Genomic DNA, 20053 nt, shown 5'->3' with positions numbered 1-20053 from the left:
TGAATTTGTACCATTAAAAAATTAAGATGAAGAAAAGAATACACGTACTGGAAGATGATCAGGATATCAGATATATTATTGAATTCTTATTAAAAGACGAAGGATATGATTTACAATTGTCATCTACTTTTGCCGAATTGAAAAGTAAATTGAATGAAGGCCTGCCAGACTTGTTTATTATTGATGTAATGTTACCTGATGGAAATGGAATTGAAATTTGTGAGGATTTAAAAACTGATATTTTTACCAAACACATTCCTGTAATTGTGATGTCTGCAAATCCGGAGAGTAAAGACAAAAGCGTTACTGCAAGTGCAGATGATTATATCAGCAAGCCGTTTGATCTCGATTATGTCGTGAAAAGAATAGATAAGCTATTGACAAAATAAGCTAAATTTAACCCCTATGATTTTACTGGAAAACGAAACTGTTAAAGTATTAATTGCAAGTAAAGGAGCTGAATTAAGGAGTATTCAGAGTAAGCTGACCGGTCTGAACTATTTATGGAAAGGCGACCCGATGTTCTGGGGTAAATTCAGTCCCGTACTTTTCCCGGTTATCGGTGGATTGAAAGATAATACCTATTGCATAGGTGAAGAATGTTATCAGCTTCCCCGTCACGGATTTGCCCGGGATATGGAATTTAATGCTGAGCAAATCAGTGCTGTTGAAGCTTTATTTACGCTGACCGAAAACTCAGAGACCCTAAAGGTTTATCCATTTGAATTTAAACTGGCTTTGCGTTATAAACTTTCAGGTAGTTCCGTTTCCTGTACTTATGAGGTGACCAATCCAGGCGAGAAAGAGCTTCTGTTTTCTGCAGGAGGTCATCCCGCTTTTGCTGTTCCACTGACAGCAGAAACTAGTTATGAAGATTATTATCTCGAGTTTTCTGCAGACGAATCTGTGGTTTATCATGAGATAGAGAATAACCTGATCAGTGATCAGACAGCGATATTACAGTTAGATGAGCGGAAGTTAAATTTACAGCATTCTCTTTTTTATAATGATGCACTGGTATTTAAGGATTTGAAAAGTAATACGATCAGCCTGAAGAATACTAAAAATCAGCATGGGCTGCATTTTCGTTTTATTGCCTTTCCATTTTTTGGGATCTGGGCGGCTAAAGATGCCGATTTTGTGTGTCTGGAGCCTTGGTGTGGAATAGCAGATGGCGTTCATCATAACCAGCAGCTCAGCGATAAAGAAGGTATCGTATCTTTATCGCCAGGCCAGGACTGGAAAAGGATCTGGGAAGTTGAAGTATTCTGATTAACTTTTCAGAACACTTACTTTCAGGCTCGATGCCTGTCCCTTTTTAAAGTATACACGGTGGGTTGCTTTTTGAAAGTCGGCCTCCGTGGCTTTATAAATATTAACAAATTTCTGAGGATTACGATCTACCAGCGGGAACCAGGAACTCTGAACCTGTACCATGATTTTATGTCCCTTTTTAAAGCAGTGCGCTGCATCCTGCATATCAAATTTAACTTCTGTGACTTCATTCGGAATCATAGCTTCGGGTACTGCAAAGCTGTTTCTGAACTTAGATCTCATCACCTCACCACGAACTAATTGCTGAAAACCACCCATTTTAGTTCCGGGCAGAGGACTGTCGTTAGGCGCATCCCCAGGATAAACATCAATTAGTTTGACTACAAAATCAGCATCTGTTCCAGTCGTAGAGACAAACAGATCGGCTAGTAAATGACCTGAAATTATCACATCCTGATCCAGTACTTCGGTCTGGTAGACCAAAACATCAGGCCTGGAAGCAGCGAAACGCTGATCTTCATACATAAAATCACTTCCCCTGTCTATTCTTATTTCTTTAGTGAAGGGAACTGGTTTATCGGGGTCACTGATAAATTCATCATATGCCTTGCCAGTTTCTACGGGCGCTTCAAAAGAAAGTTTTCCATTGGCATGGAAATATAAATTCTTTTCCTGTGCGTCTGCAGGAGGCCAGGCAGAATATTTTCTCCATTGGTTCGAACCAGTTTCAAATATGGTTGCTTTAGGTAGCTCAGGATTATCTGTTCCTTTCAGATAATGATTGAAAAAAGCCAGTTCAATTTCTTTTCTGTAATAAGGTCCGGTTTCTGAATGAAAACGGATATTACCCAGTGACTCATTGTTTCCACGTGTCCAGCTTCCATGAGTCCAGGGACCCATTACCAGATAATTTGCTGAGGTTGGTTTATTCTTTTCTATACCCGCAAAGGTTTTTAAGGGGCCATAGAGATCCTCCTGGTCAAACCATCCACCTACAGTCATTACAGCCGGTTTGATGTTTTTAAGATGAGGTACAGGTGTACGCGAAGCCCAGAAATTATCATAAACTTCATTGTCTACCATTTCATTCCAGATCTTATTTTTCCCTTTGAAATATTTCTCGTTTACATTCCTGATTGGGCCGAGGTTCTTATAAAATTGATAAGAGTCAGGCGTGCCATAGGCTTCGAATTTAGGGGCATGATCCGGCGTAGGTTCAGGTCTTTCCGCACCATAATAAGACAAGAAAGAAAAAGTCCCCATCAGAAAAAATGCCCCGTTGTGATGGCGGTCATCGCCCATAAACCAATCCGTAACAGGAGCCTGTGGAGAAGCGGCTTTTAAGGCCGGATGCGCATCGATAGTGGTCATCGTGGTATAAAAACCTGGTGCTGAAATCCCCCAGGTACCAACTTTTCCATTGTTATCCGGAACATTTTTGACCAGCCAGTCAATCGTATCATAAGTATCAGAACTTTCATCAATATCCGTTTTCTTCTTTTTATGAGGAATATATGGTCTGGTCGCTACGAATTCACCTTCAGATAAATAACGCCCCCTTACATCCTGATAAACAATGATATATCCATCTCTTGCAAAAAGCATGGAAGGACCCAGACTTGGTCTGTAAAGTTCCGGTCCGTAAGGTCCTGCACTATAGGGTGTCCGGCTCAGCATGATCGGATATTTTTTTGTATTATCCTTCGGGACATAAATTACCGTGAATAGTTTTATTCCATCCCGCATAGGAATCTGCTTTTCAATTTTCGTATAATGTTCAGTAACATATACGGCATCATTATGAGCTTCTACCGTTTGTGCGAAAGCACCAAAAGACAGCATGGAGAAAGCAGCAGATAATATATAAGGTTTCTTAACTAAAGATTTCATAGGGACAAATTAAGCATATTGTACTCATAATTACAGGAATAGCTATGAAAACAAATTATTTGGCTGAGTGAGAGCAAGTTTTGTTTAGTCGCCAGTTGACCAGATGTGCAGCAGCAACAGTAAATCCGCCCAGCGGGATAAGGATAGGCTCAAGTCTTTCCAGACCTGAAAAATGACCCGAAGCGATCAGCGCAAAACCAGCAAACAAAACAAAAAAGGGAAGGAGTTTACGATGCTGTTTCCGGTACGATAAACTTAAAGAGACCGTTCCCAGAATTACAGAAACTATGATCATCGATATTTCTACCCATTCGTTACTCAGGAATTCCAGGCCCAGAAGCGGGAGTGTTGTAATAAAAACAGGTACAAGAACACAATGGATCGCACATAAAGTAGAAGCAGTCATTCCCAAACGATCAAGTTGCATTGCGATTTTAGATAGTGCCATATAGATAAGGATTAATGAAATGCAAATATAAAAGCAACTGTATTGCATTAAGTGTACTGAAGGTCATTTTTTGAAATCATGGCATCTTTCTTGTAAGTGTAATTCTATACACAAATAACACACATATGAAATTATTACTTAATATCGCTCTCGGTTTAATCGCCACTACCAGTTTATGTTTTGCACAGAACAAACAGAAGCTAAACACTCAGCCTAAACAGAATCTGGAAATTTATCCCAAAGCCAAAGAAGGGTTTCAAAGATTTGTGATCCAGTTACCAGCTCAGAAAAACGAAGAAGGTTATAAAGTAGAAATCATTGTCGGAAAGATGATGAAAGTAGATTGTAATCAGCATGGGATGATTGGTTCATTCGAAGAGAAGGACCTGAAAGGCTGGGGATACACTTATTTTGAATACACTTCAAAAGGAGAGATGAGATCTACATTGATGGGCTGCCCGGATAAAGTTTTGCGTGATAAATTCATTTCCAATACAGAACTGACCCGTTATAACAGTAAGTTGCCAATCGTTGTTTACGCACCTAAAGGATTCCAGGTGAGATATAAAATCTGGGAAAGAAGCCAGAAAGAACAAAATGCAGTAATTAAATAATAGAATCCGGAATAACCTTATTCCTTTACATAATAGCCGATATTCATTGCGCTGTTCGGATTAAGGTTATTCCAGATCATTCTTACCCCATCATCGCTGTCTTTATATTTAAATTCTATTATCCTGCGGAGCCTGTTGACCGTCCCGCATTCTTTTGGAGACAGGTAGAACTCATGTTCCTGGAAAAATTCCATCAGCCTGTTGAAGTTTTTTCTTAAATATTTATCCGTCTGACTGAGTTTATTCAGCTCCCTGATATGGGCTACGATACTGGTATGTTTTACCTGCGCTTTAAGATCTGGGATCAGGTCAATCCATCCATCTTCAGAAATAACGACCAGCACAGTCTGTGCTTTATTGATCATATGCTCATAATATCTGACTGCCGAATTATACCTGGCGCCTCTGGAAGAATCGCCATTGGCTGTAGCAATACCATCCAGGATAACCCCAATAGCGTGGCACGTACAATCAATATCAATTAATACTGCCCCGTCAATAGAAGTAATCTGATGGATAATATCTTTATTGATCCGTATAGGTTTGATTTTAAAACACTGGCTGTTTAATCTCGAAGCTTCAGCACCTGCTTCAGAAGAGATCGCTAAAATAGTTCCATGTTTTTGTTTGGTAGCCTCCATGGTGACCTCCCAGAGCGCATTTAATCTCGATTTATCAATTCCTGTGAATATCCTTTTCAGACTTGAATAGAACTTTTCGCGGTTAATCTTTTCATTATGCAGGGCCGGCATACGAAAAGATACCGACACCATAATATGCTCATGGTGCAGCACTTCCCAGTGAAAATGTTTCGTGAAATTGATAATAAACAGCGATTCATCATGATAGTTATATTTGCCGGTCAGCTGGCCCAGTCCGTAAATCCACACAGAATCGGAGAGCATCATTTGCTTATGATCGGCCAGTTCCAGGAACTTTCTGATCTTCCTGAAATCTTTAATATGGATAGGGTTTTCCAGTAACATGGTCGCTTTCAGATTAGGATGATGCTGATGGGCAATAACCATTTTTCCAAAACCTTCTTCTCCTTCATATTTTAAAGAGGAGATCGTATTACAGGCATCGAATAATACATGCAACCCGCCTGGGTTCTGTCCGGCTAGAGAAACTGTAGTCATAAAATCATGCCCGGCTTTGCTGACCAGTTCATCCCGGCTTTTAACCAGCAGATTGAAATCTGACTGTGGTTTTGTTTTCAGGGCAGCAGCCCCGGCATCCAGGTATACTTTGATAATACTTTCTAAAAAAGAGCGGCTGATGACCTGGCCCGAAGAAAGCGTGTTTTTGGTCAGGGAGTAAAAAGTCGTTAATATCCGTTTACTTAATTCTAAAACTGCATAAACAAGATACCCGTTAATCAGAACCGGATCAGAGATGAAATTCTCATTATTTTTACCATTGATATGCGCCCTTAAAATACGTTGGATCTCGGTTGTATAAGCCGTATTTAAAAGTCCTCTGTGATCTTCTTTTTCTTCGTCATTTTCCTGTTTGACCAAAAGACTATGCTGGATACCGATGGCCTTAAGCGGTAGGAAATCATTCATACAATATTCGCAGTCAGGACATTCCATCCCAATAAAAGGAAGATTCATATCAGGTTTTACCAATACCCCGATCAGGAAGACTTTAGGCGAAAGTCTTTCGTCCAGCGAATTAAAAAGCTCTTCAGCGGCCAGTTGCAAAGAGATCTGGCAATGCTGCTGGTGTTCCCAAATGATATTATTACAGCCCGTCATGCTAAATATTTATGATTAAAGTAGAGTTCGGGCTATAATTCGCTGTGTTTTAAAATGATTAAAGGATGATCAGCCACAAAGATATTTGAACTTTCTCTACTAAAGTGTTAAAGAAAGTTAATTAGGTGAAACATAAATTACTACATTAGTTATACAAAAATCAACCAAATAAATGCAACCAACCAAAGCTTCAACCACAGCCCTGAGTGCTGCTATTCTGGTAGCTTCTCTAGGCTATTTCGTCGACATTTACGATCTTCTTCTTTTCAGTATTGTTCGTATCCCCAGTTTAAAATCATTAGGACTGAGCGGTGCCCAGCTTACCGATACCGGCATTATGTTACTAAATACACAAATGATCGGGATGCTGATCGGTGGCGTATTATGGGGGATGCTTGGTGATAAAAAAGGGCGTCTGTCAGTACTGTTCGGTTCTATCTTTTTATATTCTATGGCCAATATTGCCAATGGATTTGTACATTCTGTAAATGCTTATGCCGTTTGGCGGTTTATAGCTGGTTTAGGTCTGGCCGGAGAATTAGGAGCGGGGATTACACTTGTTGCCGAACTGATGCCAAAAGAAAAAAGAGGGTATGCGACAACCATTGTGGCTTCAGTAGGTGTGAGTGGAGCAGTTGTTGCCTATTTCATTGCCCAGGCTTTTGACTGGCGTACTTCTTTCTTTATCGGCGGTGGATTAGGCCTTGCACTTCTTTTACTGCGGATCGGTGTGGCAGAATCCGGGATGTTCAAAGAGTCTAAAGAAGCCAGTAACCGGGGTGATTTCTTTGCTTTATTCAAAAATAAGATACAATTCGTTAAATATATCCGCTGTATCATGATTGGTATACCACTCTGGTTTGTGGTAGGGATACTCATTACTTTATCTCCCGAATTCGGTAAAGTGATGCGTGTTCAGGGTGAAGTAAGTGCGGGTGCAGCTGTGGCCTGGTGTTACGGTGGGATTGTCCTTGGGGATATTGCCGGAGGTTTGTTAAGCCAATGGTTGAAAAGCAGGATTAAGGTCGTTTATATCTTTCTGAGCCTGGCTACATTAGGGATTATCGCCTATTTCAGTCTTCATGACCTGAGCCTTTCACATTTTTACTGGTTATGCGGGGTCATCGGTTTAACAGTTGGGTACTGGGTTATTTTTATGACCATTGCTACCGAACAGTTCGGCACAAATATCAGGGCTACAGTGACTACTACAGTACCCAACTTTGTCCGGGGTGCAGTAGTTCCGCTAACCCTGCTTTTTCAGCTCCTGAAGAACGTGTTTAACGGAAATATTGTTCATTCAGGAATTGCTGTAGCCATTATCAGTCTTGTGATCGCATTTTATGCTTTAAGCAGGATGAAAGAAACCTTCTCCAAAGATCTCGATTATGTAGAGGAATTCTAGGTCAACTGCCGGCTCAAATTGCTTATTCTAACCTAAAATATGCTACAATGAAAAACACAAGAAAAAATCTGCTGCTGATGTTATGCCTGGTATTCCCGGCACTGGTTTATACCAGCTGTCAGAAACTCGAAGGCGGGGGAACTGGTTCAAGTACCAAACCTAGCGCTGCTGCGAAGCAAAAATTTATTGCTTATTACATCACTGATGGACGTAACCCAACTTTTAAACTCAAAGATATTCCTGACGGAGTGGATATGGTTGTTTTATTTGGTGTGAAGTACTGGCAATATCTGGATACTTTGAAATATCCTGCAGGAACAGGTATGATGGCCAGTTATAATTCTTACGGTGCCTATTTCAATGATATCAAAGCATTGCAGAAAAGAGGCATTGCAGTATTACAAAATGTAGATGATGCAGCCAGCTGGCAGGATGCGAAACCGGACGGATATGCTACTCCAGAAGCCTGGGCAACTGCCTTAAAACAAACCCTGATTGATAAATACAACCTTGACGGAATCAGTCTGGATATTGAGCATTCAGGAAAAAAACCAAACCCTATCCCTCCGTTTCCAAAGTTTGCGGATATTGGCTATTATGGATGGTACAGCGGGTCAATGGATGCCAATTCTAATTTCCTTTCCTGTATCGGGGCATTAACCAAGTATTTTGGCCCTAAAGCAAATAACAATAAACAGTTGCACACAGCTACAGGTTTAGATGTTTATTCCTGGAATAAGATTGCAGAAAAATACGCAGACGCTATTGATTATTTTCAGGTTCAGTCTTATGACAGAAAGGTTGCTGATTGTCAGTTGATGATGAATTATGCAGTAGGTACGAATAAAATACCTGCCTCAAAAATGGTTTTCGGTTCCTATGCAGAAGGAGGTAAATCTCAGGCCGAGGATATTAATTTAGCCAAATGGAAACCAACACAAGGTCAAAAAGGCGGGATCATGGTTTATACCTTCAATGCCAATGTACCTTACGCTAACGCAGTCCTGCAAGCACTTAGGTCAACGGACTAAATCGTTATAAATATTTACTCTCAGCCGCCTGGACAAATATTTACATGAATATGTCCCGGCGGCTTTTTATTTTTTTGTGATTTTATAACAATCAACTTTACAATAATGTCATAAATTACCTTCTAATTTGAGCATCCATTATTGTCAGAATAAACTAGCTTACAAAGGATATAAGTTTTCTACATATTTTCCAGAATCGAATTTCAATAGTTCTACTTCTGAAAGTTCGAAAGTGCTTCCAATTGGGAAACTTGAAAAATCTATTGTAGGTGTTATCTCTTGAGCTAAAGATATTGAAAATCTACAAAATAAATATCTGTTTTTAGTACGCGATTTTATTGAGACAAAGCTAGAATTCGTATAGGTACTTCTCACATCGAAATTATAATTGTCCGGACTTTTTATTCTAAATTTCAAAACATATACTCCTAAATCATATTTATTAGTCGTTCCGAAGTTCATTATAATTCTATGGTTTGGATCATCAATAACGGTAAAAGAATTTCCTGTTTTAGTAGCTCCTTGAATAAATGGAAGTGCCGTCATTTTCGTGGAAAGATTTAGACAATTAGTTATTATATAATCGAGACCATTAAAACACTTGATACTCGAATTAGCTTCAACGAACTCATAATTATTGTTGCCTTCGTAAATACCTGGAGTAGTTTCCATATTCCAAGCATTGGAGGCACCCACATTAAATAGCTGTGGATCTCTATATTTGCCTATAACACATGTATTGCCAACTGTATCTGGATCATAATCAATTAGACCATAATGAATGCAATCATTTTTAAAATCGAAATAATTATCATTGCTTTCTACCTTAAATAATGAGTTTACAAATGGTACATTATTGGCACCGAGTGAATGAATGTTGTTGTTTATGAATCTGTTAGCATTACCTTTAATTATAAACCAGTTAAAAGGAGGGTATTTCGTTGGACTTGCATAGATTGCATAGTAATCCATTCGCTCAAATCTACACTTCCTGAATTCTATATTTGAGCCAACAATAACCGATTGTGAGGCAGGTTCTATGTCTATGTTTTCAATTATACCATTCTCACAATTTTCCAGATCTAATGAAGTATTATGAAGCCACCCGTTTGAAATAAATATGCTTGTAGATTGCGTCTCACCACTAAATATATCTCTGGAAACACTAATGGCATATCCTCTGTTAAATATTTCTTCATTAGGATTTATGTCCGAGACTATTTCATCAGAAACATAAAGATTATTGAATTTATTGAAATGACTGCCACATAATTCTACGTTTTTCTTAAATCCATGTACATATAAGTCATTCGCATTGGTGGAGAAACAATTTATTAGTCGGATACCTACGCCCCCAGTTCTGGCAAGATCAGAAATAGCATATACACCTATTCCATTAGTATAAAAACCTCCAAATCCAGAGTTGGTAAAAGAACTCCCATTCCACAAAGGCTGGACTTTTATTGTTAACTCTGAGTCCCCGACTATTTGTGATGTTCTATTGCCATCACCAATAAAAGTGAATCCAGGTTTGTTAACCACCAGACTTCTCACTAAATATTGTCCTTTCGGGAAATATATAGTACTACCAAAAAGCCCGGTGGTACTATTTAGAGCACTTGTTATAGCAACGGTATCATCAGTTACCCCATCGCCTACTGCTCCAAAAGATTTTACATTTATGAAGCTACTAAAAAGGTTGTCATTATTATTAATCATGATGTCGCTATTTTTTTATTTATGTGTAAATTATTAATAATTTAATTGTTTGTAATTATACAAGACTACTTTTTAACATGAAAAATAGTAATACATTATTTGCTGTTTCGGAAAATCTCTTGACGTTATACATCACCAGCAACTCGTTTTTACTATATTTAATGTTCGTCTGATAATTTGTTTATGCTTCTTTTTAGCTGTAACTTCATCTAATTCATTTCACTTAAAAATAATCTGTAAACAATTTTAACGGGCTCTAGCTTGCAGTTTAATCCATCATATGCAATACATCCTTGGAATAGATATAGGAACTGGCAGTACTAAAGCAGTTGCCGTAGATATAACTTATAAAGCTTTTGACAGCAGTCAGTACTTTTATCCGACAAACGTAACGCAGCCGGGGTATAGTGAACAGGATCCTGAACTGATCTGGTCTGCTTTTCAGCAGTGCGTCAAAGAATTGGTTTTAAAACTTGTCCACAGTCCATTGGCAATTAGTTTAAGCAGTGCAATGCATAGTCTGATCGCAGTAGACAAAAATGGGGTGGCACTGGCCCCGATGATGACCTGGGCGGATAGCAGGAGTACGGGAATCGCAGACACTTTGTTATCTTCTTCGCTGGGCGGAGAGTTATATAAAGCTACAGGTACACCGGTTCACTCCATGTCCCCTTTATGCAAAATCAGCTGGATCAGGGAAAACCAACCTGAACTTTTCAGCCGTGTCTACAAGTTCATTTCCATTAAAGAGTATATCTGGTTCCGCCTGTTTCATACTTTTGAAGTAGATCATTCAGTCGCTTCCTGTACCGGGCTGATGGATATCAAAAAGCTGAACTGGTTTCCGCAGGCATTAGCGACCGCGGGAATTAAAGAAACACAGCTGTCTGAACTGGTCAGTACAAACTATAGCAGAAAATATACTGATCCTTCAGCAGGCTTGTCATTGCTTGCAGTGGGAACCCCTTTTGTAATTGGTGCCACTGACGGATGTCTGGCTAATTTAGGCACAGGTGCTATACAGCCAGGAATAGCAGCCCTGACTATAGGGACTAGTGGTGCTTTGCGGGTAGCGGGACAAACAGCCGTGGTTAATGAAAAGGCGATGACCTTTAGTTACCGGCTGGATGAGGAGATTTTCATTAACGGAGGGCCTGTAAACAACGGAGGAATCGCTTTAAAATGGCATCTGAAAAATATACTTCAAAAGACACAGCTCAGTGAAAATGATTACAAGGATACCTTAGATAAAATTGAAAGTATTAAACCAGGGGCGGAGGGACTTATTTTCCTTCCTTATCTGCAGGGAGAGCGCGCTCCAATCTGGGATTCTAAAAGCAGTGGTAACTTTTTCGGGATAGGATTAAACCATCAGCAGGCACATTTTACCCGTGCAGTGATTGAAGGGATCTGTTTTGCGCTGAATGATGTGTTACAGACGCTAATGGCTTCAGGACAGGAAATTAAACAGTTGAATGTAAGTGGCGGATTTGTAACTTCTGCTATCTGGTTGCAGATCCTGGCCGATATTACAGGGAAGAAGCTTTTGTTATACAGTGCAGAAGATGCTTCGGCAATAGGGGCTGCTTATCTGGCTTTTAAAGCGATAGGGCTTGCAGCCAGTTATCCTTTACCTGATCAGTCATCGATCACTTGTATTGAACCTGATGAGTACAAGCATCAGAGTTATAAAACCTATTTTGGTTTTTACCGGCAATTATATCAACAGCTCAAAGGATTGATGCATGAAATGCATGAACTGCAAAATAAGGCTTAACCTTATTTTGCAGTATAACAGGTTTTACTGGTGTACAGAGTTGTAGTTTTTAACCAGCGAAACGATTGATTTTACATCAAAACGTTCGTATCCTTTAATCCGTTCAGTCAGATCTTTATCATCAGACATTTTTTCGATTAAAGTGTTTTTGATATACTGTGTATTGGTATCAGAGTTATCCGGAGTAATCTCCAGCATTTCGCCTGTACCCGGTTTTTCAATGTAATATAAAGCACGGCGTTCTCTTCTTGGACGGTCATCATCATCACGTCTGCCACCAAAACTCACTCCGCCACCTACGCCAACACCTACACCACCGCCATAGCCACCTGTACCGATACCCAGCCCAATAGAAGGACTGAAACGGACACGGCTGCGTTTTGGCTGCTGAGCACTGGTGCTGCCTCCCATAGAATAAAGATTTAATGCACCTGTTTCAACCAGTTTGAAAAAACGGTAGTCCGTACGTTTGTTAGTCACAAATGGTTTACTGACAAATGTTTCTCCATTCCATAGAAACTCCTTAATATCTTTTGCATTATACTTTTCGATAGTACCATCATCCTTTTTAAGACCAACAGTCAGATAGTCGGTACCTTGAATTGTTCCTCTGACGAAATTGCCTGTATCAATGACTACAGCATCCTGAGCAGATGCAGCAATAGCTATTAAAGAGAAGAGTACCAGGGTACTCAGGTATTTGATTACTTTCATATTAATTCAGATAACGTGTTTTATTTAAAATAAATCATTTCAAATATAAATTCTTCGCTCAAAAATACGACCATATTTTTGATCAGGTTAGAAAACCATTTTATACAACATCAACGCTTTATAAAGGTTCTCAGTCTTCAGGGGCTAAATTTTAATAGATACCCATATAAAACAATAAATGGAGAAATAAATTTTATATTTAAAAAATTTATTTAAAATATAATGAACGTAACTATCTACTCTTTTTTACTGATCATCTGGCCTGTCATCTGTTCAATAGGACTATTTCTTCTGATCAGATATATTGTCAGACTAATTTCGAAAGCGAACAGAAAATAAAAATACAACTGGCTGTAAACATAAAATGCCCTGAAATTTTCAGGGCATTTTATGTTTTTATCTGTTTAAAGACTAAGCAGCTTTCTTCACTGGAGTCATTTTAGAAGGGGCAGCTTTTTTAACTGCCGGCTTGTTAGCTTTGTAACGTTTATCAGGTGTTCCGTCTTTTTTCATCGGCTGCTTATTTTTCTTATAACGCATATCCTTTGAACCGTCTTTTTTAGTCTGAGCGAAAGTTTGTGTAGTTGTAAACGCCATTACAGCTAGCAACATCATTACAATTAGCTTTTTCATATGTGGTTATATTTAAATTTTATTGAAGCTATGAAAGTTTTTTGACAACTCAAAAAAAACATTTGCTGTATATAATTTGGCGTGTTTCTTGCTTCATATTGAGTTTTAACTCCTAAATTAACGTATGATGATTAAAAGAATTCTAGCAATTTCCTTTACGGTTTGTGCCATCTGGGGTTGTAGTAATCAAAGCAAAATTACTGAAAAGCTAAATGCAGACAGCCTGGCTGAAGACAGTGTGAGTACCGAAACCATGGAAACCGACAGTATGAAAATGGGTGACGAGCATAGCGCTATGAATTCTCTGGATTGGGACGGTACCTATAAAGGAATTCTACCTTGTGCAGATTGTGAAGGTATAGAAACAACGATAACCTTAACAGATGATCAGACTTATACCATGCAAACTAAATACCTGGGTAAAAGCGATGCCAAATACTTTGACAGCAAAGGCAAGTTCAACTGGGATAAGGCAGGACAGATTATTACACTCGAAGGCATAAAAGATGCCCCGGGCAAATATTTTGTCGGTGAAAATACCTTAACCCAGCTGGATATGGAAGGTAAGAGAATTACCGGTCAATTGGCGGATAAATACATCCTGAAAAAATAGGACTACTATTTTGCAGTCGTTACCTGTTTATCTTCTTTACGGAAGATAAACGGTTTTACAGCACCCTCAAGCTGAGTTTCAATACCATCGATTGTACCTGTGACATCCATATGAAACTGCAGGTTAATACCATAACTTTTAGCGGTGTCAATGCCTTCTACCGGATCTTTATCAAACACTTCAAAAGTATCATAATTAGCCGGTCTTAACCAAAGCAGGTGAGTGACAGTCTGTGCAAACAACGAATCATTTTTTGTGTATACTTTCAGGGTTCCATAAGCAGGATGGGTATAATTACCAGCATAATCTGCAAGGGCATGTGTCGGAGGATTGTGTTTCGCTGTTTTCTCCTTTTCTTCATGCTGTTTGTCCCTGGCCTGATCAGCTTTATCTTGAGCATTTTTTACTGTACTGATCCAGTCCTGATACTTCAGTTTAAGGACCTTATCAGTGATGATATCTCTGACTATTCCCGGCACTTTCGATCCATTTTGATTGGTTAATACTATAATACCTACACTATCAGCCGGAAAGAAGGAGGCGCTGGCTGAAAAACCATCAATATTGCCACCATGTTCAACCCGGTAATGTCCTTTATATGAATCCATAAACCAGCCAAAACCATAAGTCGAAAAATAGGTATCAGGAGACTTCTTTTCAGGTAAAGAACCGTCGACTATAGCCTGTGAACTGATGGCCTGGTCGCGGAAATCAGCAGGGATAACCTGTTTACCATTATATTTTCCATTATTGATCCAGGTGATTAACCATTTGGCCATATCATTGACCGTACTGTTAATCGCACCGGCCGGTGACATTCCCTCGATATGGTAATAATCCATTTTTTTGATAGAATTATCTCCTCTCAGGGTATATCCCACGGATATGTCCCCGCCCTTGCGCAGTTCCGGGATCGTTACATTTGAACGGTTCATCTCCAGCGGGATGAAAAGACGTTCCTTCACATTATCGCCCCAGCTCTTACCACTTAATTTTTCAATTACAGCTCCCTGAGCGGCAAACATAAAATTGTTGTATTGCCATTTCTCTCTTAACCCGGCATTAGGTTCCATAAATTGAACCCTTTTCACCATACTGTCCAATGAAGGTGTATTGAAGAAATACCATGACATATCAAATCTTGCTAATCCCGTCCTGTGGCTCATCATATCATGGAGCGTAATTCCGTTATTCATCGCATCATTGTAAAACTTTAATGCAGGCAGGTATTTATTGACAGGTTCATCTATATTCAGTTTTTTGTCGTCTTGTAATTTTCCGATCAAAGTAGTCGTAAAAGATTTTGAGCAGGAACCTATAGCAAACATCGTATTGGTAGTAACAGGTAGTTTGGCCTCTAAATCACGATAACCAAAACCTTTGGCATAAATCACTTTGTTTTTCTGCACTACTGCAACAGCAAAGCCGGCAACATTCCAGGTTTTAAGTACACGTTGAAAAGTAGTGTCGAGGCCTGCGAAACGGGCATCTTCCTGTGGAGTAGATTTTTGAGCATTAACCTGTAAACATACTGTACATAGGAGCGCTGCTATGATTCTTAGTTTCATAATAAGAGATAATAAAATAGTATGAACTAAATATAGTTATTTGATATAATAACTATGTATACTGGTAACATGAAAATATTCCGTATAGGGGAGGGAAATCAGGTGTAAAAAAAAGGCCGGCTCTTCTACAAGGGCCGGCCTTTTTGATGTTGTTATTCAGTTACTCTTTTCAAACCGAACTTCTCGATTTTACTATAGAGATGACTGCGTTGTATATCAATGTCGTCTGCTGTCTTAGAGACATTCCAATTGTTCTTTTCTAGTTTAAACTTGATGAATTCCCTTTCCGCATGATCTTTGTAATCCTGAAAATTAGTGAATTTATCATAGTTAGTTATGCCTGATGCAGATGTACTGTTACCATTACTTCCGTGATTTGCAGCACCGATATTGGTACCGCCACCTGGATTGGCAAATGCGATTACTTCATGTTCAGTAATTACTTTATCACTTAAGATGATCAGACGTTCTATCATGTTATGCAACTCACGCACGTTTCCTGTCCATGGTAAATTTTGTAAAGCAACCATTCCGGCCTCACTGATTTTTTTAACAGGCATGCCATAGTCTCTGCAGATGTCTTCAAGGAAACTGAAAGCAATCTCCGGAATATCTTCCCGGCGCTCTGTTAAATGAGGTACATGAATATTGATGACATTTAAACGGTGGTATAAATCCATTCTGAAATTACCGTCCTCAATTTCCTTCATCAGGTCTTTGTTCGTCGCAGCAAGCACACGTACATTCACTTCCAGTTCTTTTTCACCACCTACACGGGTAATTTTATGTTCCTGTAAAGCACGTAATACCTTTGCCTGTGCCGAAAGGCTCATGTCCCCGATTTCATCCAGAAAAAGAGTTCCGCCATTAGCCAGTTCAAATTTACCGATACGCTGTTTTACCGCAGAGGTAAACGAACCTTTTTCATGACCAAAAAGCTCACTTTCAATTAGTTCGGATGGAATTGCAGCACAGTTTACTTCAATTAAAGGACTCTCAGAACGGTTTGATTTTTCATGTAACCAGCGGGCTACCAATTCTTTACCACTACCATTTGCTCCGGTAATCAATACACGGGCTTCGGTAGGGGCAACACGTTCGATAGTTTCCTTGATCTTGTTGATGTTCTCAGAACTACCCAGGATATCCCTTGTTTTGCTTACTCTGCGTTTAAGTACTTTAGTTTCTGTGACCAGGTTTCCTCTGTCCAGTGCATTTCTGACTGTGATCAGTAAACGGTTTAAGTCAGGTGGTTTAGAAATAAAATCAAATGCTCCTTTTTTACTGGCTTCAATAGCAGTTTCTACTGTACCATGGCCCGAGATCATAATAAATGGCAGGTCAGGACTATAGGCCAATGCTTGTTCAAGCACTTCCATACCGTCCATTTTATTCATTTTTATATCACATAAGACCAGGTCGTATTTCTTCTTTTTAATCAGTTCTAAGCCGTCAACCCCATTATCAATATCCTCCACCTCATAATTTTCGTACTCCAAGATCTCACGCAATGTGCTTCTTATTGCACGCTCATCATCAATTATTAATAATTTTGCCATAGGGGTGTATCGTGTTCTAGTGTTATATACGAATATATTTACTAATTATCAATTAATGTAAATAAAATAAAAAAATGCAAGCCTGTAAGCCGGGTTCTGTACCTTGATGAATCAAGGCTTCTACCATTAATCTACTATAAATGTTGCCATTTATCTCTAACGACCTACCCACTGACATCGGACGAGCAGCCCTACATGCGTCAGCCTATTTGGTCTTTCAACTCCCGGGGTTTACCAGCCCTTCCTGTCACCAGGAAAATTCGTGAGCTCTTACCTCACGATTTCAACCTTACCTGTGCCCTTGCAGGCCATCGGCGGTATATTTTCTGCGGCACTTTCCATAATTCAGGTCTTCAATCCCAAACCTCTTCCCGTTAGGAAGCGAGATGCTCTGTGTTGCCCGGACTTTCCTCTTTAAGATGCAAAGCATTACTTACAGCGATAGAACGGCCTGCATTTTATGCAAAGATACAAAAACTTTGTTATTTGCAGTTTTTAAGGTCTTTTTCCACTTGCTGGTTAGTGTACATTCCTTGTTTATGTCCAAAGGCGTTGGTAATGTAAACTATCAGCTGGGCCAGATCTATATTTGCGAGATTAAATTCAGGCATTTTACCTTCATAAACCTTTCCATGTACAGTTACGGGAGTCGAAATTCCATTTTTTATAATGCAGGCAAGGTTTTCTTTATTGGCCTTCATAAAAGTACTGTCCGTCAGCGGAGGGGTCAATGCACCAAGCCCTTCGCCTTTTTCTCCATGACAATTCTGACAGTGCTTAATATACAGATCCCTTCCATTCACATAATAAGTATCTTTCTGCACCGTTTCGGCAGTCTGACAAGAATAAAACATACTGATCAGGGTCAGTGAAATCGAACTGATGATGATATACTTTCTCTTCATTATTTCTTGTATTCAGCCAGCAGAACCGGAATGTCTTTTTTTAACTGGGCTACCTGTTCCGGGTTAGTCCCGTCATAAGCACCCCGGATACGTCTGTCTTTATCAATCAGGACTAAAAATCCCTGATGTACATAACCATCTCTGTTTGTACTGTCTACATTAACTGCAACGAGGTAACTTTTCTCTGCCAGCGTATATACACTGTCTCTTGATCCATAAGCAAATTGCCACTTCGGACCATCCACACCTAATTTATGCGCATACTTTTTAAGGACCGAAGGCTTGTCATATTTAAAATCTATGGTATGCGATAAAAACATGACATCCGGATTATTTTTGAACTCTTCAAAGATCGTTTTCATGTTCCTGTGCATAATTGGACAGATACTTGTGCAGGAAGTAAAAAAGAAATCAGCAACATAAATTTTCCCGTTAAACTGACTATTTGTAATATATACACTATCCTGGTTCAGGAATTTAAATGCAGGAATAGTCTGGTATATGGTATCCACTGCCGTTGTTCCGTCAGGATTTTTGATGGTTTTAGTATCCCTGACGCCATAAATTGGTAATTTTCTGTCTTCTTTGCAGGAAGAAGCGAACAGCGTGGCAGCCAGCAAAATAGCGCAAGTAAATGTATATTGTTTTTTCATTTGAATTTCATTGTTCCGGCAAAGGTACCATACTATGAAAATAAAGTGTAACGTACCTGTAAATATTTATTAGTTTTGCGCCAAGAATTGTAATACTTAATGAGAAAGAGATATAATGCTGCCATAACAGCTTTGGGAGGATATGTACCAGAAACTGTTCTAACCAATCAGGATCTGGAGAAAATGGTGGACACCAATAGTGAGTGGATTGTTTCGAGAACTGGTATCCAGGAAAGAAGAATCCTTGGTGATGCTTCACTTGCAACCTCCGACTTAGCTACCATGGCAGTTAAAAGACTTTTGGAAGACAGTCAGATTAACCCAGATGAAATTGAATGCGTAATTGTGGCTACGGCTACTCCTGACTATATTATGGTTTCGACTGCCAGTATAGTCTGCGAAAAAGCAGGATTGAAAAATGCCTGGGGAGTAGATTCAAATGCAGCTTGCAGTGGTTTTCTCTATGCGCTGACTCTTGGGGCAAGTTTAATTGAAAGCAACCGGTATAAAAATGTGATTGTGATCGGTGCTGATGCCAATAGTACTATTGTAAATTACGAAGACAGAAATACCTGTATACTTTTTGGCGACGGGGCAGGAGCAGTATTGCTTGAGCAGACCGAAGCTGAAATAGGTGTGGTAGATAATGTATTTAAAACTGATGGTATCGGTAAAGAACACCTGATTGTTACTGCAGGTGGTTCACTCAACCCATCTTCACCTGATACACTGGATAAAAAACTGAATTATATATCTCAGAACGGAAGAGTAGTTTTTAAAGCTGCGATTGAAGGAATGAGCCAGACCTGTACAGAAATTCTGGAGAGAAATCACCTGGATATTAAAGACATTAACTGGTTGATCCCGCATCAGGCTAATCTGAGGATTATCCACGCTGTAGGAGAAAAATTAGGTTTGAGAGAAGACCAGGTTAAGGTGAATATTCAGCTTTATGGTAATACTACAGCTGCAACTATCCCATTGTGTATGTGGGAATTTAAAAATGATTTTAAAGAAAATGATAACCTGTTGCTCACCGCTTTTGGTGCAGGATTTTCCTGGGGTGCAACCTATTTAAAATGGGGTAAGTTAAGGGGGTAACAAATTCATGTTGACACGCTTTATAGCCATATTACTTCTATTATGTTCGGTTTCAGTAAACCTGTCAGGATTTTTTGTCTTTGCAGGTTTTGAAATGAACCAGGGGTATATTGCGAAAGAGTTATGCGTAAACAGAGATAAACCCCAGCTTCATTGCAACGGCCAGTGTTACCTGATGAAAAAACTTAAACAGGCACAGGAAAAAGAGCAGAAGCAAGACCGTCAGTTCCAGAAGATACAATTGCAGGAGGCTATAGTTTATACCCCTTTTGTATTTAAACAATATTCCTTTATCGCCGTCGATTTTCGTGTTCCGTTCACTACCGGAATGCCAGTTGCGCAGCTGAATACAATTTTCCACCCTCCGCAGTTGAGCTGCTAATCCTTT

The 20053-nt window shown here is 39.4% G+C and carries 19 protein-coding genes and 1 other RNA gene; 9 read left to right on the top strand and 11 right to left on the bottom strand.

All coding sequences use genetic code 11. The features are described 5' to 3' along the window. The first annotated feature begins 26 nt into the window (after window positions 1–26). Together HDF25_RS25295 and HDF25_RS25290 are read left to right on the top strand one after the other, a co-directional pair. Window positions 27–389 carry a response regulator transcription factor gene (locus HDF25_RS25295; protein WP_184629203.1) on the top strand — a complete coding sequence of 121 codons (363 nt, stop codon included), beginning with the start codon at window positions 27–29 and terminating at the stop codon, window positions 387–389. A gap of 16 nt (window positions 390–405) precedes the next feature. Beyond that, complete coding sequence (locus HDF25_RS25290) at window positions 406–1272, top strand: aldose 1-epimerase family protein (protein ID WP_184629202.1); 867 nt, start codon at window positions 406–408, stop codon at window positions 1270–1272. Here HDF25_RS25290 and HDF25_RS25285 read toward each other — a convergent pair whose 3' ends face one another. Both HDF25_RS25285 and HDF25_RS25280 read right to left on the bottom strand, forming a co-directional pair. Continuing rightward, complete coding sequence (locus HDF25_RS25285; RefSeq protein WP_184629201.1) at window positions 1273–3165, bottom strand: CocE/NonD family hydrolase; 1893 nt, start codon at window positions 3163–3165, stop codon at window positions 1273–1275. A 55-nt stretch (window positions 3166–3220) separates the two neighbouring features. After that, on the bottom strand, window positions 3221–3613 hold the full coding sequence (locus HDF25_RS25280) for a MerC domain-containing protein (protein ID WP_184629200.1): 393 nt from the start codon (window positions 3611–3613) through the stop codon (window positions 3221–3223). A gap of 125 nt (window positions 3614–3738) precedes the next feature. On the opposite strand from HDF25_RS25280, the gene eco reads away from it, so the two are divergent. Next, a complete protein-coding gene (gene eco, locus HDF25_RS25275) occupies window positions 3739–4227 on the top strand; it encodes a serine protease inhibitor ecotin (protein WP_184629199.1) in 489 nt (162 codons plus the stop codon). A 17-nt stretch (window positions 4228–4244) separates the two neighbouring features. On the opposite strand, the gene HDF25_RS25270 is transcribed toward eco, so the two are convergent. Continuing rightward, a complete protein-coding gene (locus HDF25_RS25270) occupies window positions 4245–5987 on the bottom strand; it encodes a diadenylate cyclase (RefSeq protein WP_184629198.1) in 1743 nt (580 codons plus the stop codon). 172 nt (window positions 5988–6159) lie between these two features. Between HDF25_RS25270 and HDF25_RS25265 the strand changes: the two genes are divergently transcribed. Continuing rightward, complete coding sequence (locus HDF25_RS25265) at window positions 6160–7392, top strand: MFS transporter (protein ID WP_184629197.1); 1233 nt, start codon at window positions 6160–6162, stop codon at window positions 7390–7392. Between the two features lie 47 nt (window positions 7393–7439). Next, window positions 7440–8423, top strand: coding sequence for an endo-beta-N-acetylglucosaminidase F3 (endOF3, locus tag HDF25_RS25260; protein ID WP_184629196.1), 984 nt, complete (start codon window positions 7440–7442; stop codon window positions 8421–8423). A 159-nt stretch (window positions 8424–8582) separates the two neighbouring features. Here endOF3 and HDF25_RS25255 read toward each other — a convergent pair whose 3' ends face one another. After that, window positions 8583–10142: a glycosyl hydrolase family 28-related protein gene (locus tag HDF25_RS25255; RefSeq protein WP_184629195.1), complete on the bottom strand. Its 1560-nt coding sequence runs from the start codon at window positions 10140–10142 to the stop codon at window positions 8583–8585. 280 nt (window positions 10143–10422) lie between these two features. Here HDF25_RS25255 and HDF25_RS25250 point away from each other — a divergent pair, with 280 nt between their 5' ends. Next, complete coding sequence (locus tag HDF25_RS25250; protein WP_184629194.1) at window positions 10423–11919, top strand: gluconokinase; 1497 nt, start codon at window positions 10423–10425, stop codon at window positions 11917–11919. Window positions 11920–11943: 24 nt separating this feature from the next. Here HDF25_RS25250 and HDF25_RS25245 read toward each other — a convergent pair whose 3' ends face one another. Further along, window positions 11944–12633, bottom strand: coding sequence for a hypothetical protein (locus HDF25_RS25245; RefSeq protein ID WP_184629193.1), 690 nt, complete (start codon window positions 12631–12633; stop codon window positions 11944–11946). 411 nt (window positions 12634–13044) lie between these two features. Then, window positions 13045–13266: a hypothetical protein gene (locus HDF25_RS25240; RefSeq protein ID WP_184629192.1), complete on the bottom strand. Its 222-nt coding sequence runs from the start codon at window positions 13264–13266 to the stop codon at window positions 13045–13047. A gap of 124 nt (window positions 13267–13390) precedes the next feature. Between HDF25_RS25240 and HDF25_RS25235 the strand changes: the two genes are divergently transcribed. After that, window positions 13391–13879, top strand: a complete 489-nt coding sequence (locus HDF25_RS25235) for a copper resistance protein NlpE (RefSeq protein WP_221451022.1) — start codon at window positions 13391–13393, stop codon at window positions 13877–13879. Window positions 13880–13884: 5 nt separating this feature from the next. Here the strand turns inward: HDF25_RS25235 and HDF25_RS25230 are convergent, their stop codons facing one another. The 5 genes from HDF25_RS25230 to HDF25_RS25210 all read right to left on the bottom strand — a co-directional run bounded on the left by HDF25_RS25230 (window position 13885) and on the right by HDF25_RS25210 (window position 18564). Beyond that, window positions 13885–15447, bottom strand: coding sequence for a serine hydrolase (locus HDF25_RS25230; RefSeq protein ID WP_184629191.1), 1563 nt, complete (start codon window positions 15445–15447; stop codon window positions 13885–13887). Between the two features lie 152 nt (window positions 15448–15599). After that, window positions 15600–17006 carry a sigma-54-dependent transcriptional regulator gene (locus tag HDF25_RS25225; RefSeq protein ID WP_184629190.1) on the bottom strand — a complete coding sequence of 469 codons (1407 nt, stop codon included), beginning with the start codon at window positions 17004–17006 and terminating at the stop codon, window positions 15600–15602. Window positions 17007–17075: 69 nt separating this feature from the next. Then, window positions 17076–17464: RNase P RNA component class A (gene rnpB, locus HDF25_RS25220), an RNA gene on the bottom strand. A gap of 24 nt (window positions 17465–17488) precedes the next feature. Continuing rightward, complete coding sequence (locus tag HDF25_RS25215; RefSeq protein ID WP_184629189.1) at window positions 17489–17911, bottom strand: c-type cytochrome; 423 nt, start codon at window positions 17909–17911, stop codon at window positions 17489–17491. Next, window positions 17911–18564: an SCO family protein gene (locus HDF25_RS25210; RefSeq protein WP_184629188.1), complete on the bottom strand. Its 654-nt coding sequence runs from the start codon at window positions 18562–18564 to the stop codon at window positions 17911–17913. The genes HDF25_RS25215 and HDF25_RS25210 overlap by 1 nt, the downstream gene beginning before the upstream one ends. Before the next feature lie 99 nt (window positions 18565–18663). On the opposite strand from HDF25_RS25210, the gene HDF25_RS25205 reads away from it, so the two are divergent. Both HDF25_RS25205 and HDF25_RS25200 read left to right on the top strand, forming a co-directional pair. After that, the gene (locus HDF25_RS25205) at window positions 18664–19665 is read left to right on the top strand and encodes a beta-ketoacyl-ACP synthase III (RefSeq protein ID WP_184629187.1); all 1002 of its coding nucleotides are present in this window, start codon (window positions 18664–18666) and stop codon (window positions 19663–19665) included. A gap of 7 nt (window positions 19666–19672) precedes the next feature. Next, window positions 19673–20047, top strand: coding sequence for a hypothetical protein (locus HDF25_RS25200; RefSeq protein ID WP_184629186.1), 375 nt, complete (start codon window positions 19673–19675; stop codon window positions 20045–20047). The last annotated feature ends 6 nt before the right edge of the window (window positions 20048–20053 follow it).

The organism is Pedobacter cryoconitis, assembly GCF_014207135.1.
GTDB lineage: Bacteria > Bacteroidota > Bacteroidia > Sphingobacteriales > Sphingobacteriaceae > Pedobacter > Pedobacter cryoconitis_D.
This window is presented reverse-complemented; position numbering and strand designations above follow the sequence as displayed.